The 13,622-nt window shown below is 67.7% G+C and carries 17 protein-coding genes; 11 read left to right on the top strand and 6 right to left on the bottom strand.

Annotation, left to right across the window (positions count from 1 at the left end; translation table 11 throughout):
- Positions 1-60 precede the first annotated feature (60 nt).
- Positions 61-558 (bottom strand): Lrp/AsnC family transcriptional regulator, encoded by a 498-nt coding sequence (locus tag ABD210_RS14670; protein WP_344111851.1) that lies wholly within the window; start codon positions 556-558, stop codon positions 61-63.
- A 212-nt stretch (positions 559-770) separates the two neighbouring features.
- Positions 771-1,349 carry a ClpP family protease gene (locus ABD210_RS14665; RefSeq protein WP_344111850.1) on the bottom strand — a complete coding sequence of 193 codons (579 nt, stop codon included), beginning with the start codon at positions 1,347-1,349 and terminating at the stop codon, positions 771-773.
- A 125-nt stretch (positions 1,350-1,474) separates the two neighbouring features.
- Between ABD210_RS14665 and ABD210_RS14660 the strand changes: the two genes are divergently transcribed.
- From ABD210_RS14660 to ABD210_RS14635, 6 genes are all read left to right on the top strand, one after another.
- On the top strand, positions 1,475-1,831 hold the full coding sequence (locus ABD210_RS14660; protein ID WP_344111848.1) for a helix-turn-helix domain-containing protein: 357 nt from the start codon (positions 1,475-1,477) through the stop codon (positions 1,829-1,831).
- Positions 1,832-1,850: 19 nt separating this feature from the next.
- Entirely contained in the window at positions 1,851-2,873 is a 1,023-nt protein-coding gene (locus ABD210_RS14655; RefSeq protein ID WP_344111847.1) for a pyridoxal-phosphate dependent enzyme, read from the top strand.
- Positions 2,874-2,889: 16 nt separating this feature from the next.
- Complete coding sequence (locus ABD210_RS14650; RefSeq protein WP_344111846.1) at positions 2,890-3,285, top strand: GNAT family N-acetyltransferase; 396 nt, start codon at positions 2,890-2,892, stop codon at positions 3,283-3,285.
- A 227-nt stretch (positions 3,286-3,512) separates the two neighbouring features.
- Complete coding sequence (locus ABD210_RS14645; protein ID WP_344111845.1) at positions 3,513-4,094, top strand: DUF4865 family protein; 582 nt, start codon at positions 3,513-3,515, stop codon at positions 4,092-4,094.
- Between the two features lie 103 nt (positions 4,095-4,197).
- Positions 4,198-5,358, top strand: a complete 1,161-nt coding sequence (locus tag ABD210_RS14640) for an MFS transporter (RefSeq protein WP_344111843.1) — start codon at positions 4,198-4,200, stop codon at positions 5,356-5,358.
- A gap of 114 nt (positions 5,359-5,472) precedes the next feature.
- Positions 5,473-6,390 (top strand): DMT family transporter, encoded by a 918-nt coding sequence (locus ABD210_RS14635; RefSeq protein ID WP_344111841.1) that lies wholly within the window; start codon positions 5,473-5,475, stop codon positions 6,388-6,390.
- Positions 6,391-6,463: 73 nt separating this feature from the next.
- Here the strand turns inward: ABD210_RS14635 and ABD210_RS14630 are convergent, their stop codons facing one another.
- Positions 6,464-7,168, bottom strand: a complete 705-nt coding sequence (locus ABD210_RS14630) for a TetR/AcrR family transcriptional regulator (protein WP_344111840.1) — start codon at positions 7,166-7,168, stop codon at positions 6,464-6,466.
- 61 nt (positions 7,169-7,229) lie between these two features.
- Between ABD210_RS14630 and ABD210_RS14625 the strand changes: the two genes are divergently transcribed.
- Positions 7,230-8,186 (top strand): SDR family oxidoreductase, encoded by a 957-nt coding sequence (locus tag ABD210_RS14625; protein ID WP_344111839.1) that lies wholly within the window; start codon positions 7,230-7,232, stop codon positions 8,184-8,186.
- 315 nt (positions 8,187-8,501) lie between these two features.
- Here ABD210_RS14625 and ABD210_RS14620 read toward each other — a convergent pair whose 3' ends face one another.
- Complete coding sequence (locus ABD210_RS14620) at positions 8,502-9,101, bottom strand: LysE/ArgO family amino acid transporter (RefSeq protein WP_344111837.1); 600 nt, start codon at positions 9,099-9,101, stop codon at positions 8,502-8,504.
- Positions 9,102-9,173: 72 nt separating this feature from the next.
- Between ABD210_RS14620 and ABD210_RS14615 the strand changes: the two genes are divergently transcribed.
- The 3 genes from ABD210_RS14615 to ABD210_RS14605 all read left to right on the top strand — a co-directional run bounded on the left by ABD210_RS14615 (position 9,174) and on the right by ABD210_RS14605 (position 11,036).
- On the top strand, positions 9,174-10,061 hold the full coding sequence (locus ABD210_RS14615) for a LysR family transcriptional regulator ArgP (RefSeq protein ID WP_344111835.1): 888 nt from the start codon (positions 9,174-9,176) through the stop codon (positions 10,059-10,061).
- A 161-nt stretch (positions 10,062-10,222) separates the two neighbouring features.
- Positions 10,223-10,810 carry a TetR/AcrR family transcriptional regulator gene (locus tag ABD210_RS14610; protein ID WP_344111834.1) on the top strand — a complete coding sequence of 196 codons (588 nt, stop codon included), beginning with the start codon at positions 10,223-10,225 and terminating at the stop codon, positions 10,808-10,810.
- Positions 10,811-10,841: 31 nt separating this feature from the next.
- Complete coding sequence (locus ABD210_RS14605; protein ID WP_344111833.1) at positions 10,842-11,036, top strand: hypothetical protein; 195 nt, start codon at positions 10,842-10,844, stop codon at positions 11,034-11,036.
- 71 nt (positions 11,037-11,107) lie between these two features.
- On the opposite strand, the gene ABD210_RS14600 is transcribed toward ABD210_RS14605, so the two are convergent.
- The gene (locus ABD210_RS14600; protein WP_344111831.1) at positions 11,108-11,617 is read right to left on the bottom strand and encodes a GNAT family N-acetyltransferase; all 510 of its coding nucleotides are present in this window, start codon (positions 11,615-11,617) and stop codon (positions 11,108-11,110) included.
- A 72-nt stretch (positions 11,618-11,689) separates the two neighbouring features.
- Between ABD210_RS14600 and ABD210_RS14595 the strand changes: the two genes are divergently transcribed.
- The gene (locus ABD210_RS14595; RefSeq protein WP_344111830.1) at positions 11,690-12,898 is read left to right on the top strand and encodes a calcium:cation antiporter; all 1,209 of its coding nucleotides are present in this window, start codon (positions 11,690-11,692) and stop codon (positions 12,896-12,898) included.
- 243 nt (positions 12,899-13,141) lie between these two features.
- On the opposite strand, the gene ABD210_RS14590 is transcribed toward ABD210_RS14595, so the two are convergent.
- Positions 13,142-13,501, bottom strand: coding sequence for a nuclear transport factor 2 family protein (locus ABD210_RS14590; protein WP_344112060.1), 360 nt, complete (start codon positions 13,499-13,501; stop codon positions 13,142-13,144).
- Positions 13,502-13,622: the final 121 nt, after the last annotated feature.

The raw sequence follows: 13,622 nt of genomic DNA, 5'->3' as shown, positions 1-13,622 counted from the left end.
GGACCGTGCTCTCGATCCGGCATCCCCAGTTCGAGGTGGTCAAGCGCAGCCTATGTGGAGTCAGCTCGATGTGCCGCGGATGTGTTCGAAGATGAGGCTGGTTTCGGCGTGGACGACGGCGGGGTCCGCGGTGAGGTGGTCCAGGACGAAGTCGCGGAGGGCGTCGGGGGACGCGGCGGCCACGTGCAGCAGATAGTCGCTCGCGCCGCTGACGTGGAAGAGCGCGAGTACGCCGGGTAGGCGCGGCGCCTGCGCCCGGAACCGATCGATCTCGTCGCGCGAATGCGCACTGATCCGGATCGCCACCATCGCCTGCAGCGGGCGTCCCAGCGCGGCCAGGTCCACATCCGCGTGGAAGCCACGGATCACGCCCCGGTCGCGGAGCGCGCGGACCCGGGTCAGGCAGGTCGACGGCGCGATCCCGGTCGCCTCGGCCAGCGCATTGTTCGGCATTCGTCCGTCGGCGGTCAGCAGCCGGACCAATTCCTGATCGACCTCGTCGAGCGCAGCAGGCACCGGCTGCGGGGCCGGTCCAGGCGTCCGACGATCCTTCGGCATGCCCCCACTGTAAGGCTCATCCACAGAATCCACAGCGTGTGGATAGACCTGTGGACAAATTTTCTTCGGAACAATGGGGTGGAAGCTGCAGAAGATTCCATCCTCAAGAGCAATCGAGGGAGCCCGCTGACTACGCGCGACGCCGCGTGGGGTGGCGGCCTCAGCTGAAGCTGATCACCCGCGCGGTGTCGCCGGCGCTAGGAGGGGAGTGATCAGGCGGGAATGGGCGCCGGCTGGGTCAGGACCTTGTCGATGATTCCGTAGTCGAGCGCCTGGCCAGGCGTGAACCAGCGGTCCCGGTCGAAGTCGGCTTCGATCCGGCCGCGTGGTTGCCCGGTGCGGTCGGCCAGGAGGGTTGCCAGGTCCTTCTTGGCCAGCAGTGCTTGCTCTGCCTGGGTCTTGATGTCCGTCGCGGTCCCGCCCATGCCGCCGAGCGGCTGGTGCATCATGATCCGCGCGTGGGGCAGCGAGAACCGCTTGCCCGGCGCACCGCAGGTCAACAGCACCTGGCCCATGGAAGCGACCAGTCCCATCGCGTACGTCGCGACGTCGTTGCTGATGAAGTTCATCGTGTCGTAGATCGCGAGCCCGGCCGACACGGACCCGCCTGGCGAGTTGATGTAGAGCGAGATGTCAGCAGTCGGGTCCTCGGCGTTCAGCAGGATCAGTTGGGCGCACAGGGCGTTGGCATTCTCGTCCTTGATCTCGTCGCCGAGCACGAGGATGCGTTGCCAGAGCAGGCGCTGGTAGATGTGGTTGTCGAGGGCATTCAGTGGCTTGGTCTCGCTCATGTCGTCCAGCCTCGCCCCGCGCCGCCCGGGAGTCCCGGGAATCTGCCCGTGGCAGATCTGCCCACCGCAGACCCGGCGGGGATGGCACACTCGGTACAGGACCACGGACCGAGGAGGGCCCAGACGTGTTGCTACGCCAGGTGATCGGAAACGTCTTCCGCCGGCTGCGGCGCGAGCGGGGGATCACCCTGCGCGAGCTCGCCCAGCTGGCCCAGGTCTCCGTGCCGTACCTGTCCGAGATCGAGCGCGGCCGCAAGGAGCCGTCCTCGGAGATCCTCGCGGCGATCTGCCGGGCGCTCGAGCTCGAGCTGACCGACCTGCTCGCCGAGGTGCAGTTCGACCTGGCCACCGTGGTCCGGTCCACGCTGCCGATTCGGCTGCAGACCACGTCGATCCGGGTGGCAGACTCGTCCCCGCAGCGGATCGCGTCCGCTCCGAACGCTCACTCCACCTCGGCGCAGGCCTTCGCCCTGGTCGCCTGAGCCCCGCTCGATCCAGGCGGTGCTCTGGCACAGCAATCCCGCCGCGCGGTCCTGGCGTACGACACCCGCGCCTGCCGAGGTCCTGACCTTCCACCAGGGCCTGGCTGATTACGCACCCACGCCGCTGCGCGAGGTGCCGTCCCTGGCTGAGGAGCTCGAGGTTGGCCGCGTGCTGGTGAAGGATGAGTCGCAGCGGTTGGGCCTGCCCGCATTCAAGGCGCTCGGTGCGTGGTGGGCGATCCACCGCACCCTGCAGGATCTCGCCGGGCCAGTCGAGCTCGTCACTGCGACCGACGGCAACCACGGCCGCGCTGTAGCTCGCATGGCTTCCCTGCTGGGTCTAGCTGCCCACATCTACGTTCCGGACGTGGTCAGCGAGCAGTCCATCGAAGCCATCCGCGCCGAGGGTGCGAGCGTCACCCTCATACCCGATTCGTACGACGCTGCTGTGGTTGCTGCAGCCGCGGCGGCCACCGGTAACCGGGTGCTGATCCAGGACTCGGCCTGGCCCGGGTACGAGGTGGTCCCGCAGCGCATCGTGGACGGGTACTCGACCCTGTTCCGGGAGATCGACCTGCAGCCTGACCTGGTCGTAGTACCGATGGGTGTCGGCTCTGTTGCGCAGGCAGCGGTCACGCACTACCGAAGCGGGTCGAGCGCGCCGGTAGTACTCGGAGTAGAGCCAGCACGAGCCGCCTGCATCACAGCCAGCCTCCAAGCCGGCGAACCCGTCACTGTCTCTACCGGCACGACCGTGATGGCAGGCCTGAACTGCGGCACGCCATCCAGCCTCGCGTGGCCAGTCCTCCAGGCAGGGCTGAGCGCGTCGGTGACAGTAGAAGAGGACGAGGCGATCCAAGCCGTGGCGGATCTCGGCGGCGAAGGCATCTCGTCCGGCGCAAGCGGGGCCGCGACATTGGCGGGATTCCGCGCGGCGCTCGCCGCGGGTCAGCGGGACGCGCTGGGGGTCACCGCCGGCAGCACGATCGTCCTGATCAGCACCGAGGCCTCGCCCGAATTCGGTCGACACCCCGCCGCCTGACGGGCAGTCTCTCGACGTGGAGATCAGAGTCCGCTTCCCCGTTGACGACACCGAACTGTCGACTCTGCATGCGCTCGCGTTCGGGTCCGCGGTCGAGGTGCAACCTTGGGCGGCGCGGCTGGAGCGGCACGCCCTCACCTGGGTCGGTGCCTTCAGCAACGATCAGCTGATCGGCTTCGTCGGAGTCTGCTGGGACGGTGGCGCGCACGCCATCATCCTCGACACCGCGGTCCATCCATCGCATGGTCGACAGGGCATCGGCAAGCAGCTCGTGCTCGCCGCCGCTCAGGAGGCGACCCTGGCCGGCTGCGAGTGGCTGCACGTCGACTTCGAACCGCAGCTCGCCGATTTCTACCTGACGGCCTGCGGCTTCTCGCCCACCGACGCCGGTCTGCTCAAACTTCGAGATTGACCGCGGTCCCTAGCCTGCCCCGACCCAGCCACCTTCCGCCTGCCAATTCTTTGGCTCCGGCGCCAAGCCCGGCCGCCTCGCAGGTGCCGCTGGATCCCGGCCACCGATAACGGCTTCTTCGTCCGATAGCGCCTCATTTTCCCGCCAGTGGCCGAACAACCCGGCAGCTGACCCTCCAGAGTGTGGGGCTGTACCTACTAGTATGTTCGGAAGTCGACGAGAGGGGTGTGGCTGTGTACGCGATGCAGTACGAGATCAATCTGCCGGCTGACTACGACATGGGGATCATCCGGCGGCGGGTGGAGACGCTGGGCGCGCGGACGGACGACTTCGACGGGCTGGGGGTGAAGGCGTACCTGGTACAGGACCAGGCGAACGGCGCGATCGCGAACCAGTACGCGCCTTTCTACCTGTGGAAGGATCCGGCGGGGATGGGGCGCTTCCTCTGGGGTGGCGGGTTCTTCAGTGGGATCTGCAAGTCGTTCGGACGGCCGAGCGTGCGGCACTGGACCGGTGTCGAGGCTCGTCGCGGGTCGGCTGTGGATCAGCCGGCGCTCTCGGCGACGAAGCACACCCAACTGCTTCCGCCTGATGTGGATCCTGCCGAGCCAGTCGCCGAGGCTGTTCGGCTGCTGGAGAAGACGGCCGCCATGCCGGGTGTCCACAGCACGGCGATCGCTGTGGATCCGAGTCGGTGGGAGCTCGTTCACTTCACCTTGTGGAGTGGCGAACCGGGGACCGTGCCCGGCACGCGGTACCAGGTGCTGCACTTGTCCACACCCGGAACAAAAGGCCTGTTCGACCGGTGACTTCACGCATATCTTTTAAGGCATGACGTACTCGAGCCCGCACCTTTGACGCCCTGACCGCGTACCACCGAGCCTGTCCGCCCGCATCATCGCGTATGCGGCGTTGCAGGACTTCATCCCGCTGTATCCGCTCTACCAGTTGCTGTTCACCGATCACGGGTTGTCGGCATCGCAAGTGTCGACGCTGTTCATCATCTGGTCCACGACCGCGTTCGTGCTCGAGGTGCCCTCGGGTGCCTGGGCGGACGTGTTCTCCCGGCGCAAGTTGCTGGCTCTCGGCTCACTGCTCAGTGCGCTGGGCTACGCCAGCTGGATCCTCGTCCCCTCGTACGCCGGGTTCGCGCTCGGCTTCATCCTCTGGGGAGCCAGCTCCGCGCTGATCTCCGGAACCTTCGAAGCACTCGTGTACGACGAGTTGGCCGCGCGCGGGTGCACCGACAGGTATGCCGGGCTCATCAGTCGGGCCAAAGCGGCCGCGCTCGTTCTCAACCTGGCGGCTACCGCGCTGGCAGCTCCGCTGTACAAGCTCGGTGGTTACCAGTTGGCGGGTGCCGTGAGCGTGCTCAGCTGTCTTGCTCAGCTGGTTGTTGCGTTGTCCTTGCCGGAAGCGACCCGGGTCGCCACGGCGGACGAAACAGAGGAGGTGGAGTCTGGCTCCGGACCACTCGGGCGGTATGGATCGATGCTGCGCTCGGGACTGGCCGAGGCGGCGACCAGTCGGCCGGTTCGCAAGGCCGTTGCCCTGGTCGCGCTGCTGGGCGGATTCCTGGCGTTCGACGAGTATTTCCCCTTGCTGGCAAGGGATGTCGGCGCATCGACCACCCTGGTGCCGTTGCTGATCGCCGGAACCGTTGCCGCACAGGCGATTGGTGGAGCGCTGGCAGGACCGGCCTACAGGTTGCGCGCGTCGATCTTCGCAGTCGGGCTGGCCGCGACGGCGGGGCTGATCGCTTGGGGTTCGTTGAGCGGAACCGTACAGGGGTTCGTCCCGATCGCCGTCGGCTACGGACTGATGCAGCTGGTCATCATCGTCGCCGAGGCTCGTTTGCAGGACGCGATCGAGGGACCCGCCCGCGCCACGGTGACGTCGGTCTCGGGGTTGTTCGCCGAGGTCTTCGCCGTCGCGGTCTACGCCGGCTTCGCCCTCGGCTCGTTCCGGTTCACCCTCCCGGCCCTGGTCGCCGCCCTGACCATCCCCGTCCTACTGACCGCCCTCATCACCCCCGCTGCCCTCCCACCCCCAGCGTCGGAAGGAACCCGGTAGCCCCCGTCCTCCCGGCCGCGAAGGCCCGGTGAACCAGCCGTCGCCGACCGCAGGAGGGCGGGGCGGGGTGATTATTCGGTGTTGGCCGAAGGGTGGGGCGCATACGGTCGGGGAGTGACGACAACCGATAGGCCGCAGAGTGTTCTTGCGGCGGGTGCTGCAGCGGTGACCGTCGTGCTCTGGGCCTCTGCCTTCGTGGCGATCAGGCATGTGGGCCACGAGTTCTCGGCTGGGGCGTTGTCGCTCGGGCGGTTGCTCGTCGGCAGCCTGCTGCTGGGAGCCTTCGTCTTCACGCGACCGCGCAGGTGGCCCGCCAAGCGCGACTGGAAGCTGCTGCTGGTCTGCGGACTGCTGTGGTTCGGCGCCTACAACGTGGCGTTGAACGAGGCTGAGCAACGCCTCGACGCCGGAACCGCCGCCATGCTCGTCAACATCGGGCCGCTGCTGATCGCGCTGCTCGCCGGAGTGTTGCTGGGCGAAGGATTCCCGCGTCAGTTGGTGATCGGCAGCATCGCCGCCTTCGGAGGGGTCGTCCTGATCGGCACGTCGTCATCGGAAGGCAAGGCCGAGACGTGGGGAGTCATCCTCTGCGTCGCGGCGGCGGTCGCCTACGCGATCGGAGTGGTGGCGCAGAAACCGCTGCTCGGGCGGCTGCCGGCCTTGGAGGTGACCTGGCTGGCCTGCACGATCGGCGCGATCAGCTGTCTTCCGTTCGCGCCGGCGCTCATCAGCGAGACGGCCGATGCACGTGCCTCGACCATCTGGTGGATCGTGTTCCTAGGAGCATTCCCGACCGCGCTCGCCTTCACCACCTGGGCCTACGCCCTCGCACGAACCAGCGCGGGCCGGATGGGAGCAACGACGTACCTGGTACCGCCGCTGACGATCTTGCTGGCCTGGCTCCTGCTCGACGAGACACCGGCCCCGCTAGCCTTCGCGGGCGGAGCACTTTGCCTTCTTGGTGTTGCCATCTCCCGCACCAGACGCCGGGCCCCCGCAGCACCAACCTCAATCACGACCGCGCCCGACTAGTCCCAGCTTCAGGCGCGGGTATCACGTGGCGCGAGGGCGGGATAGCTGGCCGGCAGCGGTGTGTGGTGCGCGGTCAGGGCGTGGAGTGGGTGGCCGTTATGCCGTTGGTGAGGAGGGTCAGGGCGGTTTCGAAACCGGTGTCGAAGTCGTAGTGGAGGCCGTCCTCGCCAAGGGCTTCGACGACTCGGGTCAGCGCTGGTGCCTTGCCGGGCGGCAGGAGGTTGACTCGGGCGAGGAGGTCCGGAGCCAGGTCGAACGTCTCGGCCCGGACCGCCGCTTCACCGAGCATGAAGCCGTGGATGAAATCGACGAGGGTGTTGACCGCTTCGAAGATCTGCCGCGGCGAGAGCCCGGCCCGTTCCAGTGCGCGGTAGAACGGTTCGACCGTCGCGACCACGACCTCGGAGACGGCCGACGTATCGGACAGGACCTGCAGCGCGAGGTTCGGATGAGCTCGCAGGGCGTTGCGATACGCCCGCGCCGCGTTCTTCAGTTGCTCCTGCCACGGCAGTTCGTCGCCGGCGTCGGCGATGTCGAGTTGCGAGAAGACCAGCTCGGCCAGACCCGCGAACACGGCGGCCTTGTTGGGCAGGTGGTGGTAGATCGACATCGGGTTGACCCCCAGCGTCGACGCGAGCCGGCGCATCGTCATCGCCTCGATGCCCTCGTCGTCGACGATTCGCAATGCCGCCTCGAGAATCGCCCCCCGGCTGAGCCGTTCCTCCCCTGACCGCGGTCGCCCCGATCGACCGGCCCCGGGCTTGCCAGCAGTAACCATACGTCGTATGATACAAAATCATACAACGTATGGCCAGCGCGGGGCGGCAAGGACGGCCTGGATGCCGATGGCGATGGAGGTGGCGGGTGTGATGGGCGATGGCAGTGAGAAGCCATTGGCGGGGAAGGTGGCGTTGGTTGCCGGAGGGACGCGAGCAGCCGGGCGGGGGATAGCTGTGCAGCTGGGCGCTGCCGGGGCGACCGTGTATGTGACCGGACGGACCACGCAGGCGGAGCGCTCGGAGATGAACCGGCCGGAGACGATCGAGGAAACCGCCGAGCTCGTCGACGCGGCGGGCGGCCACGGCATCGCAGTACAGGTTGATCATCTGGTTCCGGATCAGGTCCGGGACCTGGTCGCGCGGATCGACCGCGAGCAGGGTGCGCTGCACGTCCTCGTGAACGACGTCTGGGGTCAGGCCGGTGAGCCGGAGTGGGACAAGACGGTCTGGGAGTCGGACCTCGACACCGGGCTGCGGTTGTTGCGGCTCGGGGTTGAGACGCACGCGATCACCAGCCACTTCGCGCTGCCGCTGCTGATCAGGTCGCCGGGCGGCCTGGTGGTCGAGATGACGGACGGCACCAACGACTACAACGCGGATCATTACCGCGTGTCCTTCTTCTATGACGTGGCCAAGGGCGCGGTGAGCCGGATGGCGTTCGCGCTGGCTCACGAGCTCGAGCAGTACGAGGGGACGGCAGTGCTGGTGACGCCCGGGTGGTTGCGATCGGAGGCGATGCTCGACGGGTTCGGCGTCACCGAGCAGCACTGGCGGGACGCGACCGAGACGATCCCGCACTTCGCGATCTCTGAGAGCCCGTCGTACGTCGGCCGCGCGGTCGCCGCCCTCGCCGCCGACCCCGAGGTCGCCCGCTGGAACGGCAAGTCCGTGTCCAGTGGAGAACTGGCGAAGGTCTACGGCTTCACCGATCTCGACGGCAGTCAGCCCGACGCGTGGCGCTACATCGTCGAGGTCCAAGACCCCGGCAAGCCGGCCGACACCACCGGCTACCGCTGACCCGCCGACCCGGGATCCCCAAGCTTTGCCGTGCCAAGCCTCGCCGTGCCAGGCCTCGCCGTGCCACGCCTCGGCGAGCCGGGATCCCGGCGCGGGTTGCTGTGGTGCGCGGACCAGGGGCGCGACCTTTGGTGAGGCTAGCTGTCGTGGATGGGCCAGGGCTGATTCGCCTGGTCCCCGGCAGGTTGGTCTCAGGCCACTCCTGGTGCTCGCGCGACCGCCCCGGCAGGGCGACTTCCACCGCCTCCGGAAACACCGCAACCGCATCACACAACACCGTCACGTCGACCCAAGACATTCTGGCGCTGGAGACGGTCAGGAAGGGACCACCATCCAGGTGGCGAGGGTCGCCATGATGAGGGCGATCGTGCCGTCCAGGAATTGCCAGGCGCGAGGCCGGGCGAAGACAGGGCCGAGTTTGCGGGCGAGATACCCCAGGGCGAAGAACCAGCCGAAGCTTGCGGCGACTGCGCCGAGGCCGTAAAGCCAACGACCGTCCGTGCCGCGCTGGTTGGCGAGTGACCCGAGGAGCACGACCGTGTCGAGATACACGTGCGGGTTGAGATACGTGAACCCCAGACAGGTCAGTACGACGCTGCGCAACGCGGCGGGAGCGTGATCCGCCGGGCTCATCGACTCCGGGTGGAAGGCCCTCCGCGCGGCGACCACGGCGTACGCGAAAAGGAAGGCGGCACCCCCGTACTTCGCGATGCTCAAAGCAGCCGGGCTGCTCGTCAGGAGAGCGCCGAGGCCGGCGATTCCACCCGAGATGAGCAGGGCGTCCGAGAGGGCGCAGGTCAGGACCACCGGCAGTACGTGCTCGCGGCGTAACCCCTGGCGCAGGACGAACGCGTTCTGCGCGCCGATCGCAACGATCAGCGAGAGCGACGTGGCAAAGCCGGCGAGGAGGGGCATGCCTCGAACGTAAGCTCCGGCGAGGCAGCAGACCAGCTAAAGATTCTACAGCACCATTAGCATTGCTTCATCATGCAAATCGACTCCGCACAGCTCGACACCTTCGCGGCCGTGATCGACGAGGGCAGCTTCGACGCCGCCGCGCGACGGCTGCGAATCACCCCGTCGGCGGTGAGCCAGCGGATCAAGGCGCTCGAGAGCCGGCTGGGTCAGGTCCTGGTCCAGCGGACGAAGCCTGCTCGCAGTACCGAAGCGGGCGAGGCTCTGCTGCGGCTGGCTCGGCAGGTGGACCTGCTGGAAATCGAGGCGGTCGCGGCCGTCAAGGGCAAGGTGGAAGGCCTGCGGCTGCCCCTCGCGGTGAACGCGGACTCGCTCAACGGCTGGTTCCTCCCGGCGCTGCTCGCGGTACCGCCGGAGTTGGTGACCGCGTTCGACGTTCGCCAGGAGGATCAGGATCACTCGGCCGAGCTACTCCGCAACGGCACGGTGCTGGCCGCGGTGACAGCCGATCCGCGGCCGGTCCAGGGCTGCCGGGTTCAGGCGCTCGGCAAGATGCGGTATCTGTCGGTCGCCACACCCCAGTACGCCGAGCGCTGGCTGACGGGCCGTCCGCTGGCCGAGGCGCTCGCGGCCGCGCCGATGATCGTCTTCAACTCCAAGGACATGCTGCAGCACCGGTTGCTCCGCAAGGTCACCAGAAGGCACCTCGATCCGCCGGTCCACTCGATCCCCGCGCCGGGGCCGTTCGTTCGCGCTCTCCGGCTCGGCCTCGGTTGGGGCATGCTCGAGGAGGAGGTGGCCGCTCCCGACCTCGCCGCTGGCTCGCTAGTAGAAGTTGCCAACGGCAAGTATGTCGATGTCCCGCTCTACTGGCAGCACTGGAAGCTCGACTCGGCGGTGCTGGACGCTCTCACGACGGCGGTTCTGCAGGCTGCCGGGCATGGGCTTCGTACTCCCTGAGCTCGACCTTGTTGCCGACCGTCAACGGCAGTTCGTCGATCATCTTGCGCCACGGTCAGGTGAGGTGTCGCTGGCCCTACAAGTCGTTGGTGAGGCGACTGTATGACTATCTCAGACGCCTGTTCAAGACGCTTGTGCCAGACTCCGGTTAGGATCCGGGCATGGGAAACCGTGAGGCGCTGGTCGAGGGCGCGAAGACCTGTCTGAAGGAGAAGGGCTACAGCCGGACGACCGCGCGGGACATCGCTACTGCGGCCGAGGTCAGCCTGGCTGCGATCGGCTACCACTTCGGGTCCAAGGAAGCGCTGATGAACGAGGCGATGCGGCAGGCGCTGGACGAATGGGGTGCGGAGGTCGGCGCGGCGATGGCCGGCGGGCTGGGAGCCGACGCCACGGCGCGCGAGCGGTTCGTGCAGACCTGGCGGCATGCGGTGGACACGCTCTCCACGCCCAGCACCCGGGCGCTGTGGATCACCCAGTTCGAGGTGCTCAGCCTGGGGGCGCACAAGCCGGAGTTGCTTCGGCAGTTGTCGAATCTGCGAGGCGAGGCGCGGGAAGGGGTGGCGACGATGTTCGGTGCGGTCGACCCGGACCTGGACGAGGCCACGGTGCAGCAGGTCGGCACGTTCCTGCAGGCTCTGCTGCTCGGCGTGGTCGTGCTCTGGCTGTTGGACCCGGACAAGGCACCAAGCGGAGATGACCTGGCCAAGTCCATCGAACTGGTCTGCGCCCGCATCCAGTCGAGCTAGGCTGACCCTCGCCTGCTGAAGGGGACCCGTGATGAAGAAGGCCGTACTGGTCGCGCTGGGCGTACTGCTGACTGTCGCCGGCGTGGTGTGGACGCTGCAGGGCCTCGGCTACATCAGTGGCAGCTCGATGACCGGCAGCACCTTGTGGGCCGTCGTCGGCCCGATCGTGGCCGCCTTCGGCGTCTCCCTGCTCTACGTCACCTTCCGCGGCCCCCAACGCCGCTAGCTCTGCACTGCCCCCTGCTTGCGTCCGAAGAAGTGCGGGTCCTGCCCCTCGCTCCTTCGGACGCAAGGACGTCAGAGCGGGCGGTACATCACGTGGAGGCCGACGAAGCCCTTGCTCGGGTGGTGGAAGGCTTCGGGGACGGTGCCGATGATCTGGAAGCCGAGGTCCTGCCACAGTTTCACCGCATGCTCGTTGGTTTCGACGACCGCGTTGAACTGGATCGAGCGGAAGCCCTCGGCCCCGGCCCAGTCGATCATGTCCTGGCAGAGGGCGCGTCCGACTCCCTTGCCGCGCTTCGAGGCGTCGACCATGAAGCTGGCGCTGGCGACATGCGCGCCGGGGCCCGGGCGGTTCGGGTACATGTTGGCGCTGCCGAGAACGGTGCCGTCGGCATCGACCGCGACGGTGGTCCGGCTCTGCCTCGCCGTCGACGGCGACATCCAGAGCCCGCGCGCCTGCTCTTCGGTGATGGCCGGGTCGTAGGCGTAGGTCTCGCTCGCGGTGACGATCTCGCGGAAGAACGGCCAGATCGCCGGCCAGTCCTCGGCGGACGCTGCTCTGATCTGCAAAGTGGATTCCATGATGCGAAAAGCATCACCTCCCCAGCGGCAGCTGCCAACCGGTTTCCGGCTGGGCGCCTAGACTCGCGGGGGATGACAAACACGGTGGTCGATGGGTTGCCGCGCTGGAGTCTGGCCGTGCCCCCGCTCGCTCTCGTTGTCCTGGCTCTGTCCTGGGGCCGCGACCTCGGCGCAGTACTGCTGATCCTGGTCTGCGCCGGTCTCGGCGCGGCGGTGATCGCCGCGGTCCACCATGCCGAGGTGGTCGCGCACCGGGTCGGCGAACCATTCGGCACGTTGATCCTCGCGCTGGCGGTGACGATCATCGAGGTCGCCCTGATCGTGACGCTGATGGCCTCGGGTGGTGACAAGGCGGCCTCGCTGGCCCGCGACACGGTGTTCGCCGCCGTGATGATCACCTGCAACGGGATCCTCGGGCTGGCGCTGGTGGTCGGGTCGTTGCGGCACAAGACGCAGGAGTTCCGGGTGCACGCCTCCGGGAGCGCACTCGCCGTGATGACCGCGCTGGTGACGTTGAGCCTGGTGCTACCGACCTTCACGACCAGTACGCCGGGGGCCACCTTCAGCTCGGCGCAGTTGGCGTTCGCCGGGGCGACGTCGCTGGTGATGTACGGGATCTTCGTCTTCGTGCAGACGGTCCGCCACCGCGACTACTTCCTCCCGGTGGATATTTCCGAGACACCCGCCGTCACTCTCACGACTCCCGCCTACTCGGCGCCCGTCTCCGATGACATCGAGGCCTTGGATCCACCAGACGAGTTGGATCTGCCAGACGAGTTGGATCTGCCAGCTGAGGAGGATGAGCCGCACGCGGCGGCGCCGAGTGGCAACGTGGCGCTGGTCAGTCTCGGGTTGCTCTTCCTGTGCCTGATCGCGGTGGTCGGGCTGGCGAAGACCGTGTCACCCAAGCTGGAGTCCGCGGTCGAGTCGGCCGGCGCGCCGCTGGCCGTCGTCGGTGTGGTGATCGCCCTGCTGGTGCTGCTGCCGGAGACGGTCGCCGCGGTTCGTGCCGCGCTCCGCAACCGGCTGCAGACCAGCCTCAACCTCGCCCTCGGTTCGGCGCTCGCCAGCATCGGACTAACGATCCCCGCGATCGCGGTGGCGTCGATCTGGCTCGACGGCCCGTTGGTGCTGGGCCTGGGTGGCAAAGAGCTGGTGCTGTTCGCACTGACCGTGGTCGTCAGCATGCTGACCCTGGCAACCGGCCGCGCCACGTTGCTCCAGGGCGCAGTACACCTGATGATCTTCGGGTCGTTCGTCTTCCTGACTGTCAGCCCGTGAGCGTCGTGAGGTAGTCGACGACCTCCTGGTGGTTGTGGCGGCCAATCCCTTCGGCGCTGTGGTAGCCGGGATCCTCGATCGTCGGGTCGGCGCTGAGCGGCTCCCAGTGAAAGGGGCCCACCTTCGCGGGTCGCAGCCGAGGGATCGCGCCGAAGTTCAGCCCCCATTTCGCTCGGACCAGCTGCCACCACCATCGTGTAGATGTTGCTCAGGGCAATTTCCGGAGACGGCTCCGGCTCCCGGTCAGTGCGCTTCCATCCACCATTCGGTGAACTCGTGGGCGCGGCCGTCGCGGTCCAGGCGGATCACCCACAGGTTGCTGAACTCCGCCGGCGGATCGGTCAGGTAGGTGGTCCAGCCCCGGACGAAGCCGACGCCGTCGCCGAAGCCGAGCACCTGGTACTCGAAGGTCGTCTCGCCCGGCGCGTCCGCGACCTCGAGCCAGGCGTTCACGATCGCGTCGCGCCCGAGCACCGGCTCCTCGTCGGGCCGCCGGTAGAACGCCGCGTCCTCGGTCCACAGTGCCGCGATGTCGGCCGGATCGTTCGACTCCCAGGCGCGCCGGTACCCGTCGACCCACCGGTCCAGATGCCGCTCCCGCATCCCGCTCACCCCGCGATCTCCATGCCCGCATCCTCCCGTGTCACCGGCCGTCCCCGGACGTCCAACACTCATCAACCTCCCCACCATCGCGCCACCACGCGCCGCTGACGCTCGGAGAAGG

It is taken from the genome of Kribbella alba (genome assembly GCF_039529635.1).
Lineage (GTDB): Bacteria > Actinomycetota > Actinomycetes > Propionibacteriales > Kribbellaceae > Kribbella > Kribbella alba.
The sequence above is the reverse complement of the archived record's forward strand: the minus strand, read 5'-3'. Positions and strand labels throughout refer to the sequence as shown.